The following is a 23,694-nucleotide window of genomic DNA, read 5'->3' as shown; positions in this document are numbered from 1 at the left end:
TCTTTGCTTCTGTTACACGGGTGTACGGGTGTACGAGCCGTCGTTGCTGTCGGCCGGCCGGGAGCGGCAGTCGCCGCTGTGCCTTCCGGGGGCGCACCCGCCGGAACCGCGGCAGGAGAAGCTGTCGCGCAGCCGGGCCAACAACGTGTTGAGCTGCCCGACCTCTTCGTCGGACCAATCCTGGAGGTGGTGGGCGAACATTTCGGTGGTCCGGCAGTTCAGGTTGCCGAGCACGTCCTCGCCCGCGGGGGTGAGTCGCAGGATCCGGGAACGCTTGTCCGCCGGGTCCGGAGACCGTTCGATCCAGCCGCGTTCCGCTACGTGGGCGACATGTCGGCTGGTCACGGACATATCGACGTCGAGCAGCTCGGCCAGTCTGCTGATCCGTATTTCGCCGTGCCGGCTCAGCAGAGCCAGTACGGCCGCGGACCCCGCGGGGCATTCGGCCGGCAGGGTGCGGGCGAGTCCTCGTTTCACGGCGCCGATGGCGCTCAGCTGCCGGGCCAGTTCTTCGTACTGACTCCGTGCGGCCACGGGACCCCCAGACATCTCACACCGGTCACCTTGTTGCTTAGGGCAACCATAGAAGCCGTTGGTTGCTGCAGGCAAACGAAATAGGGCTTGCATAAGTAAAGGAACGCAAAAGGCTCCGTAGGGGTGGAGTCAAAGCCCCAGCGTCTGCGGTGCGCGAGTGGTGGATGTGTCTCGTGCCACACGAGAGGTGCGGGTGGCGCGGTCCGGAACCCGGTTTCCGGGTGGATCGGTCCACTCGTCGGGCGCTGCGGCGCCACGCGCGAGCGGCGCGTGATCGCCCCTCGCGCATATATACGGGAGGGCAGGCGGACGGGGACGGCCTTCGTCCCCAAGTGGCCCGGGACGCAACGGTGTTGCCCGACCGGAGCGACACCGGAACCGGTGCGGGTCACCGAGTGGGGTCCGGCGGGCCCGGAGGATTCCCCGCCGTGTGTCCGCGCCTTCCCCGCCCCTCACCCGTTGCTTCCGCACCGGTTCCCCCCGCTGAGGTCTCGCGCCTTCACCGCCCCGGGGGTTGGGCGCCTGCGCCGAGTTCGCTAGGGTCCTGCGACATGGCACACAACCCCCACGCCCCGCAGGGTCCCGAGGGCACAAGCGACCCGGCAGGCAACACGCAGATGTTCCGCGCCTTCGTCGACGAGGGCGAGCCGCAGCGTCGGCAGCAGCCCGCGGCCGTGTCGTCCGGCCCGAGGACCGGATTGATCGCCGCGGTCGTCGCGGTGATCATCGTCCTCGGCGCGGTCGCCTGGCTCGCGCTCGGCTGACCGGCCCTCCGGTCACCCCGTCCCCATCCGTCACTTCCAGACGGCGGTGACGTCCCGGGTCTCGACATGCATGCCCAGGGGCACCCGCCAGGCGTCCACACAGACGGTGTACGTCTTCTCCCGCGCCGCTCCCGCGCCGATCGGCGCGGGCAGCGGCGCTGTCGATTCCCGGGTCGCCCAGTCGATCCCCAGCCCGCCGATGATGTGCGTGGCGAAGGTGACGGTGCCCGAACGCACCGGTGATCCACCGGTGTTGCGGAACTCCACGGTCACCTTCTCGCACCAGCGCTTGTCCGCCGCCGCGCGCCCGGGTGCGCCCACCTCCAGTACGGCGGCTCCCGCGGGGGCGGTGGAGCCCGGCGCGGACGGGGTCGCGGGGCCGGTGGGGCCACCGGAGTCGGAGCCGCCCGCGGGACTGCCGCCTGTGGGGCTCGCGCCGCCCGTGCTGCCGCCGCCGGTCGTGCCGCCGCCGCCGCCCGCGCCGCCGGACCCGTCCGCCGCGCGGCCCGGCGCACCCGGTCGCCCGGCATCGGCGCCACCCGCACCGCCTGAACCACCCGCACCGCTGACCTCGGCACCGCCGCCCGCACCGCGGGCCGCGGCCGAGGAGCCCGGCGAGGGCGAGGAGCCCCCGCGTCTCCCGGCACCGCTCCGGTCGCCGCCCCCGCGCTCGTCCCCGTCCAGCGGGACCAGCGTGACCTTCCCCGAGGGCGCCACCGCCCCCGAAGGGGCCTTTCCGGGGGCCGCCTGTGCCGCGCCGACGGCCGTGTAGCCGTCGCCGCCCGTCCCGTCGCCGCAGCCTGCCAGGGACCCGCCCAGGCACAGCACGGCCGCCGAGGCGGCGATCACGGTGCCCCGGCGGCCGGGCGGGCCGAATGTCTGACGTCGCATCGCGCCAGTGTGGCTGACGGTCCGTCAATTCGGAACCCTTGCGCGGCTGCGCGCAGGTCAGTCGGCGATGAGCCCCTCCCTGAGCTGGGCGAGCGTGCGGGTCAGCAGGCGCGAGACGTGCATCTGCGAGATGCCGACCTCCTCGCCGATCTGCGACTGGGTCATGTTGGCGAAGAACCGCAGCATGATGATCTGCCGCTCCCGGGGCGGGAGTTTGGCCAGCAGCGGCTTGAGGGACTCGCGGTACTCGACGCCCTCCAGCGCCGCGTCCTCGTATCCCAGCCGGTCGGCCAGTGAGCCCTCGCCGCCGTCGTCCTCGGGTGAGGGCGAGTCCAGCGAGGAGGCGGTGTAGGCGTTGCCGACGGCGAGGCCGTCGACGACGTCCTCCTCGGAGACCCCGAGCGCCTTGGCCAGCTCCGGCACGGTCGGCGAGCGGTCGAGCTTCTGGGCGAGCTCGTCGCTGGTCTTGGTGAGGGCGAGCCGCAGCTCCTGGAGCCGGCGGGGCACCCGTACCGACCACGAGGTGTCGCGGAAGAAGCGCTTGATCTCGCCGACGACGGTGGGCATCGCGAACGTGGGGAACTCCACGCCGCGTTCGCAGTCGAACCGGTCGATCGCCTTGATCAGGCCGATCGTGCCGACCTGGACGATGTCCTCCATGGGTTCGTTACGGCTCCGGAACCGCGCCGCGGCATAACGCACCAGCGGCAGGTTGAGCTCGATGAGTGTGTCCCGCACATAGGCACGCTCCGGGCTGTCCGTTCCATCGGGACCCGGTGCGGGACCCAGTGCGGCGAGCCGCACGAACAGCGAGCGGGACAGCGTGCGGGTGTCGATGGCTTCCGACGAGCTGGTGAGCACAACGGGTGCGGGTGCGCTCTTGGTGAGCGTGAGCACCTTCGAGCTGCCCTGTTCTGCGGACATGCCACCCCCTTGAGGTCGCGGACGGTCGCGGTGGCCGCGACCATCGGAGGAACGCAGCCTCCACCTGAATACCGGAGGGGAGGCGGCGGCAAACGCGGTTCCCGCAGAATGTCACATGTCGGCAACGCGCTGTAGTGACTTGTCGACAAGTCTTGGGGGAGTCTGTGGGGTTAACAGCGGGTATGCCGTATCTGGTCCGAGAGGAATGCCCGAGGAGCGTCTTACCCGTTCCGGTTACGCCTCGATCCTGTTTGCGGATCGGAGTCGGGCGAAACTTCGGGCGAGGAGCCTTGACACGTGCATCTGGGAGACACCCAGTTCCGCGCTGATCTGGGACTGCGTCAGATTGCTGTAGTAGCGCAGCAGCAGGATCCGCTGCTCGCGCTCGGGCAGCTGGACGAGCAGGTGCCGGACCAGATCGCGGTGTTCGACCCCGGCCAGGGCCGGGTCCTCGTAGCCGAGCCGGTCCAGCAGGCCGGGCAGCCCGTCACCCTCCTGGGCGGCTTCCAGTGAGGTCGCGTGGTACGAGCGCCCCGCCTCGATGCAGGCCAGCACCTCGTCCTCGGAGATCTTCAGCCGCTCGGCGATCTCCGCGGTGGTGGGTGAGCGGCCGTGAGCGGTCGTCAGGTCCTCGGTGGCGCCGGTGACCTGGACCCAGAGCTCGTGCAGCCGGCGCGGCACGTGGACGGTCCGTACGTTGTCCCGGAAATACCGCTTGATCTCGCCGACCACGGTCGGCATCGCGAAGGTCGGGAACTGGACGCCCCGTTCGGGGTCGAACCGGTCGATGGCGTTGATCAGCCCGATCGTGCCGACCTGGACGACATCCTCCATCGGCTCGTTGCGGCTCCGGAACCGCGCCGCGGCGTACCGCACGAGGGGGAGGTTCGCCTCGATCAGCGCCGTCCGGACCCGGCCGTGCTCCGCGGTGCCCGGCTCCAGCCCCTTGAGCTGCCCGAAGAGCACCTGGGTGAGCGCCCTGGTGTCCGCGCCCCTGGTCCTGGCGGGCGTGACGGTGTCGTCGGGCGTCTCGGTCTCGATCGTCTGCACCGCCTGCGGCTGCACCTGCACCGCCTGCTGCACCGTCTGCGGCTGCTGCACCTGCTGCGGCGACTGGACGGTCTGCGCCGTCCGGGCGGTCGGTGCCGTCTGGACGGCCTGCCCCGTCTGGGCGGTCTGGGGAGGCACTTGAGGCGCTGTACTGGCCGGCACGATGACGCCACCCCTTTGCGGTCAACTTCGGTCAACTCATCCGTCAAAAGCGGTCATAGCATCACAAGACATGTCCACTATGTGCAAGCACCCTATTGCGCCGTGTTGACCTCGAATCGGTTTAAACACAAGAAAAGCCCCTCACCGCTGTGGTGAGGGGCTCGCAGGGCCGAAGGAGTCAGAACGGGTAGTCGGCGATCACCCAGGTGGCGAATTCACGCCACTGACCGGCGGCCGCCTGGTGGGCCGGATGCTCGATGTAGCGCTTCAGCGCGGCCTCGTCGGCGACGGCGGAGTTGATGGCGAAGTCGTACGCGATCGGCCGGTCGGTGATGTTCCAGGCGCACTCCCAGAACTCCAGCCCGGGGACCTTGTCCGCCAGTTCCTGGAAGGCCCTGGCCCCCGCGACGACCCGCGGGTCGTCCCGCTCGACGCCGTCGTTCAGCTTGAACAGGACCAGATGGCGGATCATGGGCGTACTCCTACTTCACCAGCTCGGTCATGAAGTCGCCGACGCTCTGCGCGGCACTCGAAACGCCCTCGAACCCTACCTGGACGAGGTCCGCGGCCCGGGCCGGGGAGGTGATGATCGTGTAGAGCACGAAGACGACTATCAAGTAGAGAGCGATCTTCTTCGCTTGCACCATCGGCCCCTGACTCCCCTTCGATCCCCTGCGCGGTCGGGCGAGTCTATCCGCACGAATGGCCGTATCCGTGTGGTGTTTCCGATCACTCATCCGGACTTTAAGGACCAAGGACCCGGAGATCGGGGCCCTTTGCCCGCCCGCGCGGCTTCTGCGGCGAAGCAGGATGGATGACGAGCCCGGCGGATGTGGCAGGAAGTCCGCGGGGCGAGGAACGGGACCTCTCTGTGGGGTCCTCGCCGCGGCCTACCCCCGATCGCGGCGAGGGCTGGTAGGGCCTGTTCTCATCGGGGGGAGCGGCTTGTCCCCCCGATGCCGCTTCCCCCGACCTGAATCAGTGCGGTGGCCCCGGGTCAGCCTCCCTGTCACCGGGGCCACCGCGTTATCCGGACGAGCCGGGTCACGTGCGGCGGGGTCCCGCACCAGGCGCTCGATCGGGATCCGGTTGCTGTACATGTCCGCGAAGGGTGTGCTGGAGGGCGAAGTCCTCTCCGGCCGCCTCAAGCGCCTCCAGCCGACGCCGGCCGCTCGCGGCGTCCTCATCGACACCGGCCGCACCGGCGAGGGCCGCTGCCTCGCCCCGGACTGGACGCAGGGTGAGCAGGGTTATTGCCGCCACACAGAGGAAGACCAGTTCGAAGTGTGCGGTGACGGTGCCATGGCAGCGACCGCGAAGTGGAATCGTGCTCCTCGTACGGGTGGGGCGCACCCGTATGAGCAACCCAGACGTCTGCTGGGTCTGGAGCACCACGACTGAGACGGAAACTGAGACGGAACGCAGTGAAGGGGCAGACCCAAACGGGTCTGCCCCTTCATCTACCTGCGGTAGCGGAGGGATTTGAACCCTCGGTGAGTTTCCCCACACTCGCTTTCGAGGCGAGCTCCTTCGGCCGCTCGGACACGCTACCGAGAGAGAGCTTAGACCATCCCGGCCGTCCTTCGAAATCCGATTCCCGAAGGCACCGCCCGGACGCGGGGACGCCAGGTCAGCGGTGGCGGAAGAAGGCGGTGAGACGGGCCGCGCAGTCGGCCTCCAGCACCCCGGGGATCACCTCGGGGCGGTGGTTGAGCCGACGGTCGCGCACGACGTCCCAGAGCGAGCCGGCCGCTCCGGCCTTCTCGTCCGGGGCTCCGTAGACGACCCGGGCCACCCGGGACTGCACCAGCGCACCCGCGCACATCGTGCAGGGCTCCAGCGTGACCACCAGGGTGCATCCGGACAGCCGCCATTCGCCGAGCGCCGCGGCGGCCCGGCGGAGGGCGAGGATCTCGGCGTGCGCGGTCGGGTCGCCGGTCGCCTCGCGTTCGTTGTGTCCCGTGGCGAGCGGTGTGCCGTCCGGGGCGAGGACGACGGCGCCGACCGGCACATCGCCGGCCGCCGCCGCCCGGTCGGCCTCGTCCAGGGCGCGGCGCATGGCCGCCCGCCACGGGTTCCGTACGGGATCGTGCGGTGGATCGTGCGGTTGGGGCTGGTCCTGCGGGTGCGGTGCTTCGGTCACCCGCGGACCTTAACGGACGGTCTCCAGAACCTCGGCCGCTCCCAGCGCGTCCGCGATCTCCACCAGTGCGTCCGTCCGCAGCATCAGCAGCTCCGCCTCGGGGAGCCCGAGGTCGGACAGGATCCCGGTGTCACCCAGGGGACCTGCCGGTACGGCGTCGAGCCCGTCGTCGTCATCGTTGTCGGCGGTGTCGTTGTCGTTGTCGGGGGCGTTGTCCGGCTCGCCGTCCTCAGTACCGTCGAGTCCGACGAGCTCTTCGAGGGCGGCAATCGAGTCCTCGGCCCCGGGTTCGCGGCCGAGCAGTTCATCGGTGAGCAGGATCTCCCCGTACGAGGAGCGGGTGGCGGCGGAGGCGTTCGAGACGTAGATACGCGGGTCCTCCTCACCGTCCACCCGGATGACGCCGAACCAGGCGTCCTCCTGCTCGATGAAAACGAGCACCGTGTCCTCGTCAACCGAGGCTTCACGGGCCAGCTCCGTCAGATCGGACAGGGTCTCCACATCGTCGAGATCCGTGTCGCTCGCTTCCCACCCGTCTTCGGTGCGCGCGAGCAGTGCGGCGAAGTACACCGTGACTCTCCCACTGGTCTAGGGGCCTCTCGTTCGGATCAGGCCGGGCTCGCGGGGTCCGCACGCCCATCTGCGGCGTTGTCGTCAATCACCGACGCTCCGCGTTTCCGCAATCCTCCGCCTCGCAGCTGCACGCACCGGACCCTGCTCCCTGATCCGGCCTGATCCAAACGAGAGACCCTAGGTGTGTCGGTCCGGCGGGAGGGCAGTCGGTGGTCCGGCTGCCCTGCGTCCCGCCCATCGGAATCGTGGCAGAAACGAGGGCCCGGCGAGAGCAGTTCGGACGTTGCGTCGGCCACCAGTTCTGTCCGACCCCGTCGGCAGGGGGTTCTTCCGCAGGCCGGACGGCTACCAGCGAAACGTCCGCATCCGCATGGCCTGGCGCATTCGGGCGGCCTTGACGCGCCGAGGCTGGACCCGGTCGCGCAGCGCCTTGGCCTCGTGAAGCTCGCGGAGGAACTGGGCGCGGCGCCTGCGGCGCTGTGCGTCGGTCTCCTGCGCGTCGGTCTCCTGCGTGTCCTGCGTGTCCCGTGTGTCCTGCGTGTCCCAGAGCTCGGGAGGGCCCGCCCCGTCCCGTTCGTACTGTGCCCCGTCCGGCATCGGCTCATCACCCCCAGGCTGGGTCCGTATGCCCCCACCTTCCCCCCGAACGTGTGATTGATGCCAGCGCACGGGTGCGGGAGGCGCGGCTACTCTGGGTCCCATGCGGATCCACGTCGTCGACCACCCGCTGGTCGCGCACAAACTCACCACCCTGCGCGACAAGCGCACCGACTCCCCGACCTTCCGGCGCCTCGCCGACGAGCTGGTCACCCTGCTCGCGTACGAGGCCACCCGCGATGTGCGCACCGAGCAGGTCGACATCGAGACCCCGGTGACACCCACCACCGGCGTGAAGCTCTCGTATCCGCGGCCCCTGGTCGTGCCGATCCTGCGGGCCGGCCTCGGCATGCTCGACGGCATGGTCCGGCTGCTGCCGACCGCCGAGGTGGGCTTCCTGGGCATGATCCGCGACGAGGAGACGCTTCAGGCGTCCACGTACGCGTCCCGTATGCCGGAGGACCTCTCGGGCCGCCAGGTGTACGTCCTGGACCCGATGCTGGCCACCGGCGGCACGCTGGTCGCGGCCATCCAGGAGCTGATCAAGCGCGGTGCGGACGACGTCACCGCCGTCGTGCTGCTCGCCGCGCCCGAGGGCGTCGAGGTGATGGAGCGCGAGCTGGCGGGGACGCCGGTCACCGTGGTCACCGCCTCGGTCGACGAGCGGCTCAACGAGCACGGCTACATCGTGCCGGGCCTCGGCGACGCGGGTGACCGGATGTACGGCACCGTCGGCTAGGAGGGCCCGGCAGCCGGGGCCCTCCAAGGGCTCCAGGAGCCCCGCCCGCCCCGCGCGGTCCTCAGCAGGAGGACGGCGCGGGGGCCGGCTTGGTCAGCGCGGTCAGGGCGGTGGAGGCTGCCTGGGGCGTGCTGAACGCCTTGAACTTCGTACCGATGATCAGATCGACGTCCGCGGACTTGCGGGCGTCGGTCTTCGTCGCGGCCCCGGGCAGCTGCGTGCCGAGCACCGGGAAGGTGCCGTTGACCGCTGTCGGAGCGCCGAGCAGTATCCCGGTACCGGTGACCTTCTTGTCGTACGCGGCGGGGGCGTTGCCGATCTTGCCGATCGCGAACCCGCGCTTCTTCAGCTCATCGGCCGCCGCCTTCGCGAGCCCGCCGCGCGGGGTCGCGTTGTAGACGTTGACCTTGATCTTCGCGGGCTTCGGCAGTGCCGCGGCGGGCGCGGACGGCTTGGCGGACGGGCAGTCCGCCTTGCGGTCGGCGGCGCTGGCCGCCTTGTCGCCGCCCGTGAAGACGTCGATGAGCTGCAGCGTGCCCCATCCGGCCAGCCCTAGGGCGACCACGGAGGCGGTGGCCGCGAGGACCAGTCTGCTGCGGCGGGGGCGCCGCATTTGTGGGTACTTGTCACCCGTGATGCGGTATTTTCCGCCCATGCCGGGGGGAGTGAGCATGCTCATGGGCGCAGCGTAGTGCGGCCCGGTGATGATGCCTACTAAATGATCAATGGATCGCACCCGTCCGAGTGGGAAAACACCCGAACGAACCCTGCGGGCGGCGGTGTGGGGCGGTGTCTCAGCCGAGTTCGAGCACGCGGGCGTGCAGTACCTGGCGCTGCTGGAGCGCGGCACGGACCGCGCGGTGCAGTCCGTCCTCCAGATAGAGGTCGCCCTGCCACTTCACGACGTGGGCGAACAGGTCGCCGTAGAACGTGGAGTCCTCGGCGAGGAGGGTTTCGAGATCCAACTGGCCCTTGGTGGTCACGAGCTGGTCGAGGCGGACCGGGCGCGGCGCGACATCCGCCCACTGCCGGGTGCTTTCCCGGCCGTGGTCGGGATAAGGCTGGCCATTTCCGATGCGCTTGAAGATCACACGGAAAGCCTACCGGTCAAGAACCTCCGGGCGCAGCCATGGGACGGGACTGCGATGCAGGCCACGAGGTCATATAAGCGTCGATTCCGGAATTGAGGCCGTGATGAGTGGCAGCGACAGCACGGGCGGGGGCGCGCTCGGGGGCGCGGAGGGTGGTGCGATCGGTGCCTCCGGTACCGGAGGTGCGCTGCCCGAGCAGGCGCGGGTGGGCCGGGAGATCTCACGCTCGCTCTTCGGTACGGCCCGCCGCAGACGGTAGTGAGGACGGGGCGCTCACCTGCTCCTGGCGCCGGCCTTCGCCGCCTTGGCGGCCTGTTTGGCCTCCTGCTTGTACGCGCGGACCTCGGCGAGCGACTCGGGGCCGGTGATGTCGGCGACCGAGCGGTGCGAGCCGGCCTCCCCGTACGGCCCCGCCGCCTCGCGCCAGCCCGGCGGCCGGACGCCGAACTGCTTGCCCAGCAGCGCCAGGAAGATCTGCGACTTCTGGGTGCCGAACCCGGGCAGGGCGTTCAGCCGCTTCCGCAGCTCGGCCCCGGTGGCGGCATCGCTCCACACCCCGCTCGCCACCCCGTCGTACTGCGCCACCAGGTACTGGCAGAGCTGTTGCACGCGCTTGGCCATGGAGCCCGGATAGCGGTGCAACGCGGGTTTGGCGGTGAACAGTTCGGTGAACGCCTCGGGGTCGTACACGGCGATCTCATGGGCGTCCAGATCGTCCCCGCCCATGCGCTGCGCCAGGGTGTACGGGCCGGAGAAGGCCCACTCCATCGGCACCTGCTGGTCCAGCAGCATGCCCACCAGGGCGGCGAGTGGACTGCGTCCGAGGAGCTCGTCCGCCTCCGGCTGCTGGGCGATCCGGAGGGTGATGTCCTGGTCCTTGTTGCTTTTGGTCATGCCCCGATCATCGCGAGCGCGGGGTGCGACGGCCAGCACCATCACCGCCTGTGGAGCTGTTCGCGGCCGATTGCAGCCGTTTGCCGCTGTTACCCGCCGTTCTCCGGCGGTTCTCACCGTCTCCGTTCCGCGCCGGCCTCATGTCCTGGACCGCCCTTGGCCGCCGAGCCGGTCCGCGCGCGCGTCGGCCTCGGTGAGCCCGGCCCGCGGCCCGTGCACCATCGCGACGGCGACGGCCCGGCCCGGTTCGGCCATCCGGCACCCCCTCCTCCGGTTTCGGGAACCTGAAAGGCCCACGTGTGCGCGCCGGATACGGACCGGTGTCAGACCGGCACCGGTGCACCCGGCGGCGCGGCCGGTGCGGACCCCGGTTCCGGCTCCGGCGACCGGCGCGCGGTGCGGCGTTCGGCCTGCGGAAGATGCGCGACGACGTGTGCGTGGAACCGGTCCACGGCGTCGTCGACGCTGCGGATGAAGCCGGATTCGGCGTTGCCGCGCGAGCCGCCCATGCCCTTGAAGAGGGAGAGCCGGAATCCGGCGATCCGGCTGCCGTCCTTGGGGAGCATGTCGCCCGGCTCCGGACGGAGGCGTTCCAGGGTGCCGCGCGGACCGCTGTGCCCCTCGACGAGCGTTTCGACGTGGAGGTCGGCGGGAGCCTCCGCCAGCTGCCGCATCAGACGTTTGGCCGAAGTGAGGGGGTACGCCCCCTCCGGCACCGGGATCTCCACCGAGGTGCGCAGCTTCCCGGTCCGCAGGTCGGCGGTGATCGTGATGATGCCGGGCGAACCGTCCACGCGGAGTTCGGCGGTGAGCCGGCCCTCCTCGCAGAGCTGGTCGGCGAGGGCCGTCCGACGCGACCGCGCGGTGGTGCCGCGCTGGGCGCGCTGCACGGGGAGGGCCTTCTGGCCCAGTTCACCGCCGAGCCGCAGACAGACCTGGCGGATGAGCCGCTCCCAGCTCTCGATGACCTCGACGGCGCGCGGATCGCCCTGGCTGAGCGTCTCCGTGTCGATGCCGTTGCGTACGGGGACCCACGACGGGCCCATGTTCTGGAAGCCGTGGCAGCCGGAGTTCTCGTGCTGGAGGTAGTGCACGAGCTCCTGCAGGAGCCAGGCGTGAGCGGCGTTCCCGACGCCCTCGTGCCGGATCAGCATGTGTGCCTGGTGGGCCACTTCGGCCCACGACAGGTGCCGGAGCGCGACCTTGTGCTTGCGCCGTCCGTCGGTCTTGACGTCGACGAGCGGACTGCCCTCCAGGGCCACGTCGTTGGACAGCGTGATCACTGCCTCGTAACCGCGGCGGGCGGCGATGTCCATGTAGTTCTGGACCTGCTCGGACTTCAGCGCGTTGCCGTTCGTCTTCGTCTCCACGAGGGCGGTCCACAGCTTGCCCGCCCGCTCCACCCGGATCACACCGTCGGGACGTCTGGGGGTGTCCCCCTGCGGGAGCGAGACCTCGGTGAAGGTCTGCATACGGCCGGCCGGAGCACCGAAGACCGCTGTCAGCCGGCGTCCGAACTCCGGTACCTGGGCCATCACCGACAGCAGCACGGAGGTCGCCCGCACCTCCCGCTCCCTGTCGCTCTTGAGCGTCGGGGCGGGGAACAGCCGGGCGGCCCTCCACGCGTCGTTCTCGGCCAGCGACTTCTTGGCCACGGCCGGGAGGGTCACCTTCTTCTTCGCGGTCCGGGGGCCGCGGGCGCGCTTGGGCGGGGCCGTCGCCGGACCAGTACCCTCATCCCCGGCTTCGCCAACCGGCTGCCGGGGCACGGAGCCGGGCTGCCCGGCGGGGACCGGTCCGGGGGCCTCGCCGGCGCGGGACGGGGAACCGCCCGCGGCATCCTGCGCACTCGGTGGCGCCGCCGCTTCGCCGGGGCTTCCGGTCCCGCGCCCGTCCAGGCCGTCGTTCCCGGACTCCGTTCCGACCTGGTTCTCCTCCTCGTTCTCTCCCTCGTCGTCGATGTCGATCCCGAAGTCCGTGGCGAGACCCGCCAGTCCGGTCTCGTACCCCTGGCCGATGGCCCGGTACTTCCACTCCGTGCCCCGTCGGTACAGCTCACCGAAGATGAAGGCGCTCTCCACCCCGGCATCGGCGATCGAGAACCCGAGGAGCACCTCTCCGGTGCGGTCGGCGACCGTCATCCGCAGATCGTCCAGTTCACCGAAACGCGAGCCGCCGTACCGGCTCGCGGCCACCACGAGGCGTTCGATGTCCGCGGGTACGGCGGTCAGGTCGAGGCCGATGCGGTCCTCGCTGCCGCTGTCGGTCGGCGTCTTGCCGAGCAACTGCACGCTGCCGTCGGCCGCGGCCGGGTTGTTGTAGTAGAAGAAGTCGGCGTCGGTGCGGACCTTGCCGTTGCCGTCCAGCAGCAGTACGGACACGTCGGCGTCGCCGTCCCCGGCGTTGCTGCTCCAGCTCAGACTGGCGATGACCGAGCCGGCCTCGTCGCTCAGGTCCGCGAGGCCGACGTTGGCCCCCTTGGTCATTTCACGCATGCAGTCCCCCCAGACACGCAGCCGTGTCGGGACGCGCCCTGGCAGCGGCAGCATGTTGATCCGTGACACAGCGCAATCCGCTGCACACGAGGAGAACGGTAACGTCCGGAAGGAGGAGGCGTGAAGGAATCATGAACTCCGGGTGCGTGCTGCACCGAGCCCGCCCGAGATCCGCTGAGACCCGGTGGGATCCGCTGCGGCTGAGCGCCGCAGTCGGCCCCTGAGCGTCCCGGCCGGCCGGTGGTCGCCCTGCGGCAGCAGCGCACCGAACGCATCGATCACGCCGCAGTCGTCCGGATCGGCCCGTCCGCCGGTGAGCCGCTCCTGCGACCATGCCTGCCGGGCGGCTTCCGGCCGGCGGAACAGGAACGGGCATGTTCCGCACCAGAGGCGGAGTTCGAGGGTGGGTCCTCCGTCGACCGTGAGCAACCTGCGTCCCGGCCCGTCTCCGGTCTCCCGCTGCTCAGCCTCCGAAGCGCGACCGCGCCTCGGAGTCCAGGACACCGGGCCTGCACGGTTCGCCCGTTCTGATCATCACGGACCGGCCGGAAGGGACCCTGCGGATCGGTGTCACCGGCTGCCGGGCGCGCCGGGGTCGTAGGCTCGGGTGCTGAGGAATGAGTGACCAGGGGGAGCAGCGGTGGCGTTCGGCAGAAGCAGGAAGACCGAGGAGCCGCCGGTGGAGCCGGTGGCATGGGCGGACGTCCGCACCTTCGTGGTCAGCAGCGAGGAGAAGCCGGTAACCGTCAAGCGCAAGAAGGGCGTTCGCGGACCGCGTGCGGTACGCGTCCCCAAGGGCGGCAAGGACTTCCGGGTCAACGCCCCCTGCGCCTACCTCGCCCCCGCCTCGCGCGCCGCCGCCGGACCGTCGGCCACCGGCCTCACCCTGTACGAGGACCCGGAGGCGCGGCAGTTGCTCTGCTACGTCGACGAGGCCCGGGAAGTGGACGGGGAGCGGCACCATGTGGTGCGCGACGGGCAGGGCGGGGTCCTGGGGACGCTGCGCCGGATACCGCCGCGGCGGCCCTTCCGGCACACCTGGCGCATCGACCAGCCCGGACACCCCGAGATCGTGGGCCGCAACGAGTGGGCGGCCGGTGACTCCGCGAAGGAAGCCGTCGGACGTGTCGCCGTCAAGGCGGCCATCGGGCTGGTGGGGGCGCTCGCGGACTTCGGTGCGGAGGGCGGCGATCAGCCGTCCAGGCCGCGGACGCTCGAATGGACCGTGGACGGCGAGGTGGTGATGGTCTCGGAGGGCAGTGCGCAGGTCACCGTGAAAGCGGACTGGGTCGACCGGCGGCTGGCGTTCGCCTTCGCGCTCGTGGGCGACCGCTGACGCCGGAGCGGTGCCCGACCGCTGATGTCGCAGCGGTGCCGATCGCCGTCGCCCGCTGGACCTGGAACGGCGTTCACCGCAGCGGATCGGTCCGGTCGCGTGGGGCGGCAGGCCCGGCTCGGGCCGTATGGGGCGGGTGCCTCCGGGGGTCTCGGCCGGGCGCTACGCCGCGGGGCGCGGGCTGCCGTGGAAGACCTGGCCGGTGTGCCAGGAACGGTGGGTGGCGGCGATGGGACGGATGCCCGGCTGGGGGCCGATGACCGGACGGCCGGCGAGCGTGATGACGTGCTCGCGGGCGGCCGTGCTGCGGCCGACGAAGCTCTGCGAGACCAGGATGCGGTGACCCTCGCCCTCGCGGTGGCCCTCGCCCTCGCCCTCGCCCTCGCCGAGGCCGAGTACGCCTTTGTCGAACAGCTTGTGGTGCAGTGAGCACAGGCACAGCCCGTTCTCGACGTCGTCCGGTCCGTCGAACGCCCACCAGCGCACATGGGCGGCCTCAAGCCCGACCGGCACCGCGCCGATCCTGCCGTCGTACCCGCAGAAGGCGCACTGGTACTCGTACGCAGTCAGGACCGTCTCCCGCATCCGCCGGTCCCGCCGCCTGCGCGCGGCCGGGAGCACTCCGGTCTCGGCCTCCTCCAGCTCCAGGCCGACGGCTTCGCACAGCTCGCCGTGGAGCGAGGGCGGGAAGTTCAGATCGAGCAGCACCCGTGCCATCCGGCCGAACAGGGACGGCTCCCGCCGCAGCGCCGCCCGCAGCTCCGGCGTCAGGCGGCCGGCGGCGCCGGTCGCGCGCAGTTCCCTGACCCCGGTCCCGGGACTGCCGGGCCCGCGCTCGGTACGCACCTCCCACACGCCGTCACTCACCAGATGATGGAAGGGATAGGCGGGGGTCGTCCGGTTCCCGGGACCGTACTCGGCGAGCAGTCGCCCCAGGTCCTCCTCCACCGCGCTGTACCGCAGCTCCTCGTCGGCGTCCTGCTGGAACCGGCTGAGTGCGTACAGGAACAGCAACGGTTTGTGCGGAGCCCGCGCTCCGCTCCTCGTCCACTGCCGCAACTGCGCGGTGCGCTCGACCCAGTCCATGGTCGGCGATCGTAGTGGCGGTCCGGTCCGGCGCTCGGTCGCGGGGGCCCCGCCGCGGTGGCCGGCCGGACATCGAGTCGCGACGAGGATCCCGGCTACCCGGGCAGGACGCCGTGAAGGCCGGCGAGGGCGAAGACCCTTTCGTCGTCGCGCAGGTGGCACCGGGCGTGGAGGCAGGGCGGGTCGAGTACGAGCCGGCTGAGGGCGCGTGCGGTCCGGTTGTCCCAGGCGGCGACGTACTCGACGGTGCCGGCGGCGACGGCACGGGCGAACCGGCGGACATCGCTGTACGCCGATCGCTGTACGCCGGGTTCTTCGCGTACGCGTCGACGATCTCCTCGGTGTCCGGCTGATCAGGCAAATTTGAACGGAGCGCTCCGCTCCGATAAATTCGAGTCCACCTGCCGGGCGGCATGACAGTCGTGGCGTGAGAGTGCGGCGCACGCGGTTCACGCGCGGTCGTGACGCCTCCGGGCCCGCTGCCCAGCCGCCGTCACAACGGCGCCCGGGACGGCGGCCGGACCCATGCCGGGCGGACCGCCCCGCTCCCACGCGGCGTGCTGCCGCCCCTCAACCTCAGAAGGAGTCGTCAGTGGACGACAACAGAACCCAGCACCGCGGCGCGATGGCATCGCGGCCGAACTTGGTGCTGGCGGCACTGCTTGCCGCGGTGGGCTGCTTCTCGCTGATGCAGACCCTGGTCATTCCCGCGATGTCCGTGCTCGCGCAACGCCTGCACACCGACACCGCCACGGCCGGATGGCTGATCACCGCATTCCTGCTCGGCGGGGCCGTCCTCACCCCCGTACTGAGCCTGCTCGGCGACAAGTACGGCCACCGACGGCTCCTCGTGATCGTCCTGCTCGTATTCCTCGCGAGCACCCTCGGGGGCGCCGCCGCCCCGAACATCGGCTTCCTCATCGCGATGCGCGCGGTGCAAGGCGCCTCCATGGCCTCGCTCCCGCTGGCCCTCGCCATCGTCCGCGAAGCGATGCCCCGGGAACGGATCGCCTCCAGTTTCGGCACCACCGCCGCCATGCTCGGCGGCGGCGCGGGCATCGGGCTGGTCCTGGGCGCCCTGATCATCCAGCACACCTCGTGGCGCTGGATGTTCGGCGTCGAAGCGGTGTTCATCGCCCTGGCGACCCTCATGGTCATCGCCTGGGTGCCGGAAAGCCCCGAACGGCACAGCAAGCGCGTCGACGTGCCCGGGGCCGTCCTCCTGGCCGGCGGGCTCGTCGCCCTGCTCCTGGCGATCACCGAAGGCACGAAGTGGGGCTGGCTCTCCGCCGGAGTGCTGTCGCTCTTCGCGGCCGCCGTGGCGCTCTTCGCCGTACTCGGTGTGGTGTCGGCCCGCCGGTCCGACCCGATCCTCGACCTCCGGCACATCACCCATCTGCCGATGCTCGTCACCAACCTCGCGGCGCTGCTGATCGGTGTCGTGCCGTTCTTCTTCTACGTCCTGGTCCCGCAGCTGCTGCAGCTGCCCAACGGTCTGCCGCCCGCGCTCCGCCCGGCGGCCTCCTACGGAGGCGGCCTGACCATCGTCCAGGCCGCACTGCTGGTGCTGCCCAGTTCGGTCTGCGTCGTCCTGGCCGGGCGGACCGCGCACTGGCTGCGTGGGCGGCTCGGCGCCCGGGCGCCCCTGGCCGCATGCATGACGCTGATGACGTCGGGAGCCGTGCTCACCGCGTTCTTCCACGGCTCCCCGACGCAGCTCGCCCTGTGGTTCTGCCTGATCGGCCTCGGTGCGGGCTACGGGTACGCGGCACTCGCCGACCTGGTCGCGGCCCTCGTGCCGCGCCGCGAGATCGCCGCGGGCAACGGGCTGAACACCGTCATCCGGACCGTCGGCAGCGCCGTGGGCAGCCAGCTCTCCGTCGGCTTCCTGCAGACCTTCACCGTGGACGGCACGCCCGTGCCCGCCGAGAAGGCCTTCACGGTGGGTTTCTGGGTCGCCGCCGCGCTCGGTGCCCTCGGTATCCTGCTCGTCGGGGCCCTGCGCATCCGCCCGCACCACGAGGAGCCCACGACCGAGCCCACCGTGGCAGCACTGGCAGCACCGGCTCCGGTCCTCAGCAACCCGCACTGACCCAGTCAGCCCGCCCACGGGGCAGGACCGCGTTGACTGCCGCACCGAAGGAGCACGAGCATGCGCGCCGACCGCACCGGACCGCCCCGCGGACGCCAGAAGGAAGCCGACCGCAACGACGAGCGGATCCTGCGTGCGGCACGTGAAGTCTTCGCCGAACACGGCTGGGACGCCCCCGTCTCGGAGGTCGCCCGCCGTGCCGGCGTGGGCATGGGCAGTCTCTACCGGCGCTACCCCGCCAAGGAGGACCTGGCCCAGGCGCTGCGTGTGGAGGGCATGAACGAGCTGGCCTCCCTGGCCCGCACCGCCATGGCCGACCACCCCGACCCCTGGGCCGCACTCGTCGCCTTCCTGCGAGCGACGCTGTCCGCCACCGGCACCGGCTCCCTCCTCCCCCTCATAGGGGGCCGCCTGCCCGCCACCGACGAAGTGGACGCCGCGGACGACTGCCTCCGGGCGGCACTCGACGTCCTGGTCGACGCCGCCCACCGGTCCGGCGCACTACGCCCGGACTTCAGCTCGGCCGACCTCCTGCTGCTGCTCGCCCACCTCAACGCCCGCCTGCCCACGACCACCGAGCGCGCGGTCGAACTGCACCTGCGCTACCTGGACCTCGTCCTGAGCGGTCTTCGGAACCCCGCGAACACGGGCATCCAGCCGGTCGGCCCGCCCACCTGGGCGGAGCTGAGGGATCTCTGGAACGCCCCGTGACCCCCCCCGCCCGTACTTCCAACAGGGCTGCCCGGAGGCCGAGACGGGCTTCCAGCCGCGCGAGCCCTGGGCGGGGGCGCCACCGAATTCCCGGGCCCCCGCGCGGCCCCCTCACGCCGATGGCACCGGCCCCCGTGGCGGGGGCCGGTGCCATCAGGTCCAGGTGGTGCGCTCGGGCACCGTCAGCGCGGGACGCGGACCCCGGGCGTCAGCCCTGGCGCGCGTCCGTGACCTTCCCCGTGAGGAGGGGGCCCTCCAGCCACTCGTTCTCCTTGAGGATGTACACCTGCATCCGCAGGGATTCCTGCGACTCGGTCAGCGCGTCGGTGACCGTGGGCACGGACACTTCGGTGCTCGTCTCGCCCTTGGGGACGGACGCCCAGAGGGAGGGACTGTCCGTGGACAGGGGCCGCTCCGGGTCGGCGGACTCGCCGAGCCCGGAGAGCCATTCCTCGTCGACGTCCTTCGTGGACAGCTCCGTGCCCTCGTTCACCGGCATGAGGTCGAACCGCGTCTCGATGGTGGTGTCGGCGGGCTGGGAGAGCGCTACCTTCCAGGTGAGCTTCTGGCCCTCGGTGACCGAGTCGGCGACCGGGGTCACGCTGACCGTGGGCATGGGGTCGTCGTTCTCGACGAGCACGCCCCCGAAGGCGCCGCCGACCGCCGTGCCGCGCACGGCCTTGGCCGCGACCTCGTGGCGGAGGTCGTAGTTGTAGCGGGAGTTGCCCTTGACCGTGATCGACACGCCCACGGAGCCACCGGCCTTCACCGTCACGGTACGGACGGTGGACGTGTAGGTCTCCGGGTCGCGGACGGCGAGCTTGACCACGCCGGTGCCCTTGCCGGTGACGTGGACGGGCACGTGGTAGGTGCGGGTGCCGGAGTCGCCCTCCTTGACCGTCAGTCTGCCGATGTCGACACGCGGGAGCGCGACGGGGCGTACCGCCGGGGTGCCGGGGCGCCAGCCCCAGGCGTCCATCAGCCAGAACTCGCCGGAGCTGCTGCGCGGGGTGAGCTCCAGCGACTGCGTCCGCTTCAGGTCGGCACCGGCGCTGACGGCGGCCTTCAGCGGGACGCGGACCTCACGCGCCCAGTGTGCGGCCGTCGATGCGGAGCCGGGAAGGCCGTCGACGGTGACCTGACCGAGCCTCACCCGCTTGCCGGAGGTGTCGGTGAGGGCGATGTCGAGCCGGGTGCCCCGGGTGTTCGGCGGCACGATCACCCGCAGGGCGAGCGCGTCGGAGCCCGCCAGCGAGAAGGCGCGCTCCGGCGTCAGCCGGACCGGGGTGCCCGGTTTGGTCCAGCGGGCCGTGACCGCGTTGCGGCCCGGCTCGCTGGTGGTGTCCGCCCAGGACGCGAAGTGCGGCGACCTGCCGGGGTCGGAGTCCGGCCTGCAGGCCCGGGTGGTGCTCGTGGTGATCTGCCGGCACACGCGCCCGTTCGTCACCGAGAGCGGGTCGTCGGGCCGGATCGCCGGGGTGCGGTGGCCGCCGACGGCGTGGGTCAGGACCCGGGCGGGGCCGGCCGAGGGTGCGCGCCGGTCGGAACCGTCGAGCAGCGGGCGGACCCGGTCGTCGCCCGCGAGGAAGAGCCGCGCGGCGGCGGCGATATAGGTGGTGCCCGCCGTCTGCTGCTGCTTGGCGCTCAGGCGGGTCCTGGCCTGTGCCGAGCAGACCGGGTCCGGGTTGTTCTCGTCGTCCCAGAAGTCGTCGGCTGCCGGGGCCTCGGCCTGGCCGGGCGTCCACTCCGTGTTGAAGAAGTTGTGGTTGGCGCCGACCATGTACACCGCGCTGTGCAGCGCCGTGCCCCGGCCGATGCCCCGGGTGCCGTCGAGGTAGATCTGGCCCTGGAGGTCGCTCACATCGCCGTCACAGCCCGGCAGGATGGTCATGGAGGGCACGTCGGGTGTGGGGTTCTGGCCGAAGATGGTGGGGCCGATCAGCACGGTGCCGCGGATCCGCCAGCCCACCGGGCCCCGGTAGCCGTCCTCGGCGGGCGGCGGCGGGGAGACGCTGTCGAGGGCCGCCCGGTTGACGCCCTCGCCGCCCCGGGAGTGGCCGACCAGGAGCACTTTCGACAGGTCCGCGGGCTCCGTCGCGCGCACGGCCTCGGGGGCCTTCGCGGGGTTCGCGCCCCACGCCGCCCAGCGGGCGAGGTGCCGGCGCACCAGGGACGAACGGGCCTGCGCCCCGAAGTCGGCCGCGCGGCCGTCCTGCGCGTTGACACCGTTCGCGGAGATGGAAACCGTCACATAGCCCTGGGACGCCAGGCGCTTCTGGTCGTGCAGAAAGCCGCGGTAGCTCGGGACCGCCTTGTGGCCCGGCTTGCACGGCCACTGCATGCCCGCACTGTTCTTGCCGGGCTCGTAGCAGGTGGCGCTGCGGCCGTGGAGGAAGAGCGCCAGCGGTCGCTTCCCCGGCGCGTCCGTCGGGCCGACGACCGTGGCACGCATCTCCACGGGCTCGGCGTAGCCCGGCAGCCTCACCGACTTCAGGACGTACTCACCGCTGGTGGTGCGGTACTTACCGGCGACACCGGGGTCGACCGGGTTGGCGGGGAACGGCTCCTGGGGCACCGCCAAGGCCGTCGAGCGTCGCTGACCGGGTGCCTGGTCCGCCCCTGCGGCGTCCAGCCGCCGCGAACCGGCGACCACCTGGAGTTCGCTCGCCCGGCCGATCTTCGCCCTGTCGAGGCGGAGCCGGAAGGTGCGTTGGTCGGGGGAGGGCTCCGCGACGCCGAGGGTGTGCTTCCCCGAGCGGAACTCGACCGGGGCGCCGCCCATGCCCACGGGCTCGGGCGAGCTCCAGACCAGCTCCCCACCCTCGACACGCCACCCCTCCGGCAGCCGCTCCCCGGAGGCGCCCGGCGGCGCGCCGGGTATGGGCTCGGCGGCCGGTTGCGCGTGCGCCGGCCCCGGCACACCCGCCGCCAGCGCCACGGCCGCCAAGGCAGCCGTCAGCGCGCGTGAGACCTGTCTCACGATGGTGTCTCCTCGTCGTTGGTTGTGCTTCAGCGCCCCAGGAATCCCAGGAGCACCCCCCGCACCGGGGAGAGGGTGACGTGTCGTCACCGGTTGTCCCGCCTCGGGAACCTGACAGGAATCTGACAGGAGCCAAACAGGGGCCAAACAGGAGCCGGACGGGAGTCATGGGGGCGGTCCGCTGATCGAGGGATCCAGGCCCGGAGCGGCGGTCCGACGTCCGTGCGGCGAACCGTGACCTGCCCGCTGCGACGCGAATCGCCTGGCTCTTCGTGGCCGCACTGGCTTCCGCAGTCGTCGCCCTGTCGGCCTTCATGCCGAAAAGGTGGTCAGGGACAGGACAACCCGAGGCTGTCTTCGTAGCCGACTGCATGGTCTTGTGCCTCGGGGTGCTGACCGCGGCCTTCGATACCTGACTGGACAGCGAGCGGAACGCCAAGGCCCGGACAGGCAGGGCGAATTCGAGGGGTCGTTGCAACACTGCTGGTCAGCTGGCTAGGTCCAGTAGCTTAGCGAGGCGCTCGGCTGGGGTTTCCCAGCCGAGCGTTTTGCGTGGGCGGCTGTTGAGTTCGGCGGCCACGACCTTCAGGTGGTCGGGGGCGTGGGCGGACAGGTCGGTGCCCTTGGGAAAGTACTGCCGCAGCAGGCCGTTCGTGTTCTCGTTCGATCCGCCCTGCCAGGGGCTGGCTGGGTCGCAGAAGTAGACCGGGATGTCGGTAGCGACGGTGAAGGCCCGGTGGGCGGCCATCTCCGAGCCCTGGTCCCAGGTCAGAGAACGCCACAGATACGGCGGCAGGGTCTGGACGGTAGCGGCAAGTGCGTTGCGGGTGGCGATGGCGCTGTGGCCGACCGGCAGATGGACGAGCATCACGTAGCGGGTGGCTCGTTCGACGAGGGTGCCGATGGCGGAACGTCCGTCCTTGCCGATGATGTGCGGCGGTCGATGCCGACGATCCGGGCCGCCTCCCGGGTGCTGTAACCCTGCTCGATGAGCTGGAAGTATGCGGCCCGCTCACGGGCCAACGGCCTCCGCCTCTGCGGCTTCCTGTCCTTGCGGATCTCGAAGCCCACGACACCCCTTGAACTGGGGTGTTGCAACGACCACTAGTACTCCAGCCGGACTTCTTCATTGGCGCTGGTCAACGGCTTGGGCGTGGGGAGTGTAGCGGGCTGGAACGGGAGTGGGGCGGTTCTTTGCCGGGCCGTCCCACGAACGTGTGGCCGCGCTGCTTGGAGTGGCAACGTTCCGGGCAGCCCGCTCGCATGAGTGATTCACCAACGGGCCTGTGGGAAGAGGGACTTGCTGAGCTGCTCTTGCGGATCGGAGGACGTTTTTCCCGCGTGGAATCCCGGCGTCGGATGCGGGACTACGTTCGTGGGCTTCTTGGCCCTGTGGGCCGCAAGAACGGCTGGCAGCTCGCCGAATACGCTGGCCACGCCACCCCCGACGGGCTGCAGCACCTGCTTTCCCGGAGTCGCTGGGAGGCCGACGAGGTCCGCGATGACCTGCACACCTACGTCGCCGAGTACCTCGGTGCGGACAACGGCGTGCTGATCATCGACGACACCGGCTTCGTGAAGAAGGGCACCACCTCCGCCGGCGTCCAACGCCAGTATTCCGGCACCGCAGGCCGCACCGAGAATTGCCAGATCGGGGTCTTCGCCGCCTACGCCACCTTCCGCGGCCACACCCTGGTCGACCGCGAGCTCTACCTGCCCAAGTCCTGGACCGAGGACCGTGAACGCTGTCGGGCTGCCCGTGTCCCCGACGACCGCGTCTTCGCCACCAAGGGAGAGCTGGCGCGGGCCATCATCCTGCGTGCCCTCGCCTCGCCCCTGCCCGTCGGCTGGGTCACCGCGGACTCCGCCTACGGCCAGGACTCCCACTTCCGCCGCTTCCTCGAAGACCACCAGCTCTCCTACGTCGTGGCCGTGCCCAAGTCCCAGCAGGTCCACGGTCCGCGCATCGACCACCTCATCGGCCACGCCCCGCCCGAAGCCTGGCAGCGGCTGTCAGCAGGAAGCGGCGCGAAGGGCGAGCGTTTCTACGACTGGGCCGCAGCCCGCCTGCCCGCTGTGTGGGAATTCGACGGCGACGAACCGACCCGGCAGCGCTGGATGCTGGCCCGCCGCAGCATCGCCAAGCCCGACGAACTCGCCTACTACCTCGCCAGCGCACCCCTGGAAGCCACCGTCGCCGACCTCGTACGCGTCGCCGGCTGCCGCTGGAAGGTCGAGGAATGCTTCCAGAGCGCGAAGAACGAATGCGGCCTGGACCAGTACGAAGTCCGCCGCTACGTGGGCTGGTACCGGCACATCACACTCGCGATGCTCGCGCATGCCTTCCTCGCAGTCCTGGCCGGCCAGGAACGAGAAAAGGGGGCACCGAGCGGGACACACCCGACCTCGTGGACCTCACACCGGCCGAAATTCGACGTCTGCTGGCAGTTGAACCCAGCCGCCGTACTCCGGACCGCGACCACGCGATGAGGTGGTCCCACTGGCGTCGCCGACATCAAGCACGCGCCCGCCACTGCCACTACAAGCGGCGCGGCCACACGTTCGTGGGACGGCCCGGCAAAGAACCGCCCCACTCCCGTTCCAGCCCGCTACACTCCCCACGCCCAAGCCG

24 protein-coding genes, 1 tRNA gene and 1 pseudogene are annotated in these 23,694 nt (G+C 71.0%); 9 read left to right on the top strand and 17 right to left on the bottom strand.

The features are described 5' to 3' along the window. Positions 1-12 precede the first annotated feature (12 nt). On the bottom strand, positions 13-534 hold the full coding sequence (locus tag OG322_RS17500) for a MarR family winged helix-turn-helix transcriptional regulator (protein WP_123460541.1): 522 nt from the start codon (positions 532-534) through the stop codon (positions 13-15). A gap of 551 nt (positions 535-1,085) precedes the next feature. Here OG322_RS17500 and OG322_RS17495 point away from each other — a divergent pair. Then, entirely contained in the window at positions 1,086-1,298 is a 213-nt protein-coding gene (locus OG322_RS17495) for a hypothetical protein (protein WP_123460542.1), read from the top strand. A gap of 30 nt (positions 1,299-1,328) precedes the next feature. Here OG322_RS17495 and OG322_RS17490 read toward each other — a convergent pair whose 3' ends face one another. From OG322_RS17490 to OG322_RS17470, 5 genes are all read right to left on the bottom strand, one after another. Then, positions 1,329-2,189 carry a hypothetical protein gene (locus OG322_RS17490; RefSeq protein ID WP_329306641.1) on the bottom strand — a complete coding sequence of 287 codons (861 nt, stop codon included), beginning with the start codon at positions 2,187-2,189 and terminating at the stop codon, positions 1,329-1,331. A 57-nt stretch (positions 2,190-2,246) separates the two neighbouring features. Further along, complete coding sequence (locus tag OG322_RS17485; RefSeq protein ID WP_123460544.1) at positions 2,247-3,113, bottom strand: RNA polymerase sigma factor SigF; 867 nt, start codon at positions 3,111-3,113, stop codon at positions 2,247-2,249. Between the two features lie 234 nt (positions 3,114-3,347). Further along, the gene (locus tag OG322_RS17480; protein ID WP_241200196.1) at positions 3,348-4,163 is read right to left on the bottom strand and encodes an RNA polymerase sigma factor SigF; all 816 of its coding nucleotides are present in this window, start codon (positions 4,161-4,163) and stop codon (positions 3,348-3,350) included. Between the two features lie 340 nt (positions 4,164-4,503). Next, positions 4,504-4,797, bottom strand: coding sequence for a Dabb family protein (locus OG322_RS17475; RefSeq protein WP_123460545.1), 294 nt, complete (start codon positions 4,795-4,797; stop codon positions 4,504-4,506). Positions 4,798-4,807: 10 nt separating this feature from the next. After that, positions 4,808-4,972 (bottom strand): hypothetical protein, encoded by a 165-nt coding sequence (locus OG322_RS17470; RefSeq protein WP_164494361.1) that lies wholly within the window; start codon positions 4,970-4,972, stop codon positions 4,808-4,810. A 451-nt stretch (positions 4,973-5,423) separates the two neighbouring features. Here OG322_RS17470 and OG322_RS17465 point away from each other — a divergent pair, with 451 nt between their 5' ends. Further along, positions 5,424-5,726 carry a hypothetical protein gene (locus OG322_RS17465; protein ID WP_124284564.1) on the top strand — a complete coding sequence of 101 codons (303 nt, stop codon included), beginning with the start codon at positions 5,424-5,426 and terminating at the stop codon, positions 5,724-5,726. Positions 5,727-5,792: 66 nt separating this feature from the next. Here OG322_RS17465 and OG322_RS17460 read toward each other — a convergent pair. The 4 genes from OG322_RS17460 to OG322_RS17445 all read right to left on the bottom strand — a co-directional run bounded on the left by OG322_RS17460 (position 5,793) and on the right by OG322_RS17445 (position 7,638). Continuing rightward, positions 5,793-5,877 (bottom strand) — tRNA-Ser (locus OG322_RS17460). 78 nt (positions 5,878-5,955) lie between these two features. After that, positions 5,956-6,468 (bottom strand): tRNA adenosine(34) deaminase TadA, encoded by a 513-nt coding sequence (gene tadA / locus OG322_RS17455; RefSeq protein WP_123460547.1) that lies wholly within the window; start codon positions 6,466-6,468, stop codon positions 5,956-5,958. A 9-nt stretch (positions 6,469-6,477) separates the two neighbouring features. After that, the gene (locus OG322_RS17450) at positions 6,478-7,038 is read right to left on the bottom strand and encodes a tRNA adenosine deaminase-associated protein (RefSeq protein ID WP_123460548.1); all 561 of its coding nucleotides are present in this window, start codon (positions 7,036-7,038) and stop codon (positions 6,478-6,480) included. A 348-nt stretch (positions 7,039-7,386) separates the two neighbouring features. Beyond that, the gene (locus OG322_RS17445; RefSeq protein WP_123460549.1) at positions 7,387-7,638 is read right to left on the bottom strand and encodes a hypothetical protein; all 252 of its coding nucleotides are present in this window, start codon (positions 7,636-7,638) and stop codon (positions 7,387-7,389) included. Between the two features lie 103 nt (positions 7,639-7,741). Here OG322_RS17445 and upp point away from each other — a divergent pair, with 103 nt between their 5' ends. Beyond that, positions 7,742-8,377 carry a uracil phosphoribosyltransferase gene (upp, locus tag OG322_RS17440; protein WP_123460550.1) on the top strand — a complete coding sequence of 212 codons (636 nt, stop codon included), beginning with the start codon at positions 7,742-7,744 and terminating at the stop codon, positions 8,375-8,377. A 61-nt stretch (positions 8,378-8,438) separates the two neighbouring features. Here the strand turns inward: upp and OG322_RS17435 are convergent, their stop codons facing one another. Further along, entirely contained in the window at positions 8,439-9,032 is a 594-nt protein-coding gene (locus OG322_RS17435; RefSeq protein WP_123460551.1) for a LytR C-terminal domain-containing protein, read from the bottom strand. A gap of 139 nt (positions 9,033-9,171) precedes the next feature. After that, a complete protein-coding gene (locus OG322_RS17430; protein ID WP_073736427.1) occupies positions 9,172-9,468 on the bottom strand; it encodes a type II toxin-antitoxin system VapB family antitoxin in 297 nt (98 codons plus the stop codon). Positions 9,469-9,571: 103 nt separating this feature from the next. On the opposite strand from OG322_RS17430, the gene OG322_RS17425 reads away from it, so the two are divergent. Then, positions 9,572-9,727: a hypothetical protein gene (locus OG322_RS17425; RefSeq protein ID WP_164494362.1), complete on the top strand. Its 156-nt coding sequence runs from the start codon at positions 9,572-9,574 to the stop codon at positions 9,725-9,727. A gap of 14 nt (positions 9,728-9,741) precedes the next feature. Here OG322_RS17425 and OG322_RS17420 read toward each other — a convergent pair whose 3' ends face one another. Then, on the bottom strand, positions 9,742-10,362 hold the full coding sequence (locus OG322_RS17420; RefSeq protein WP_123460552.1) for an HhH-GPD-type base excision DNA repair protein: 621 nt from the start codon (positions 10,360-10,362) through the stop codon (positions 9,742-9,744). 323 nt (positions 10,363-10,685) lie between these two features. Continuing rightward, positions 10,686-12,857, bottom strand: a complete 2,172-nt coding sequence (locus OG322_RS17415; protein ID WP_329306640.1) for a TerD family protein — start codon at positions 12,855-12,857, stop codon at positions 10,686-10,688. Between the two features lie 640 nt (positions 12,858-13,497). Here OG322_RS17415 and OG322_RS17410 point away from each other — a divergent pair. Continuing rightward, positions 13,498-14,193 carry a hypothetical protein gene (locus OG322_RS17410; protein WP_164494363.1) on the top strand — a complete coding sequence of 232 codons (696 nt, stop codon included), beginning with the start codon at positions 13,498-13,500 and terminating at the stop codon, positions 14,191-14,193. Positions 14,194-14,355: 162 nt separating this feature from the next. Here OG322_RS17410 and OG322_RS17405 read toward each other — a convergent pair whose 3' ends face one another. Then, positions 14,356-15,279 (bottom strand): phosphorothioated DNA-binding restriction endonuclease, encoded by a 924-nt coding sequence (locus tag OG322_RS17405; protein WP_329306639.1) that lies wholly within the window; start codon positions 15,277-15,279, stop codon positions 14,356-14,358. Positions 15,280-15,392: 113 nt separating this feature from the next. Here OG322_RS17405 and OG322_RS17400 point away from each other — a divergent pair, with 113 nt between their 5' ends. The 3 genes from OG322_RS17400 (at position 15,393) to OG322_RS17390 (ending at position 18,082) form a co-directional block, all read left to right on the top strand. Further along, on the top strand, positions 15,393-15,632 hold the full coding sequence (locus tag OG322_RS17400) for a hypothetical protein (protein WP_266411430.1): 240 nt from the start codon (positions 15,393-15,395) through the stop codon (positions 15,630-15,632). 239 nt (positions 15,633-15,871) lie between these two features. After that, the gene (locus OG322_RS17395; RefSeq protein ID WP_329306638.1) at positions 15,872-17,371 is read left to right on the top strand and encodes an MFS transporter; all 1,500 of its coding nucleotides are present in this window, start codon (positions 15,872-15,874) and stop codon (positions 17,369-17,371) included. A gap of 60 nt (positions 17,372-17,431) precedes the next feature. Beyond that, positions 17,432-18,082: a TetR/AcrR family transcriptional regulator gene (locus tag OG322_RS17390; RefSeq protein WP_123460557.1), complete on the top strand. Its 651-nt coding sequence runs from the start codon at positions 17,432-17,434 to the stop codon at positions 18,080-18,082. A gap of 208 nt (positions 18,083-18,290) precedes the next feature. Here the strand turns inward: OG322_RS17390 and OG322_RS17385 are convergent, their stop codons facing one another. Beyond that, on the bottom strand, positions 18,291-21,062 hold the full coding sequence (locus OG322_RS17385) for a hypothetical protein (RefSeq protein ID WP_329306637.1): 2,772 nt from the start codon (positions 21,060-21,062) through the stop codon (positions 18,291-18,293). Positions 21,063-21,549: 487 nt separating this feature from the next. Next, positions 21,550-21,993 (bottom strand): annotated as a pseudogene (locus tag OG322_RS17380) (IS30 family transposase); the annotation flags it as partial. A gap of 332 nt (positions 21,994-22,325) precedes the next feature. On the opposite strand from OG322_RS17380, the gene OG322_RS17375 reads away from it, so the two are divergent. After that, positions 22,326-23,552 (top strand): IS701 family transposase, encoded by a 1,227-nt coding sequence (locus tag OG322_RS17375; protein WP_123466689.1) that lies wholly within the window; start codon positions 22,326-22,328, stop codon positions 23,550-23,552. The last annotated feature ends 142 nt before the right edge of the window (positions 23,553-23,694 follow it).

The sequence above is a fragment of the Streptomyces sp. NBC_01260 genome (genome assembly GCF_036226405.1).
Taxonomy (GTDB): Bacteria; Actinomycetota; Actinomycetes; order Streptomycetales; family Streptomycetaceae; genus Streptomyces; species Streptomyces laculatispora.
This window is presented reverse-complemented; position numbering and strand designations above follow the sequence as displayed.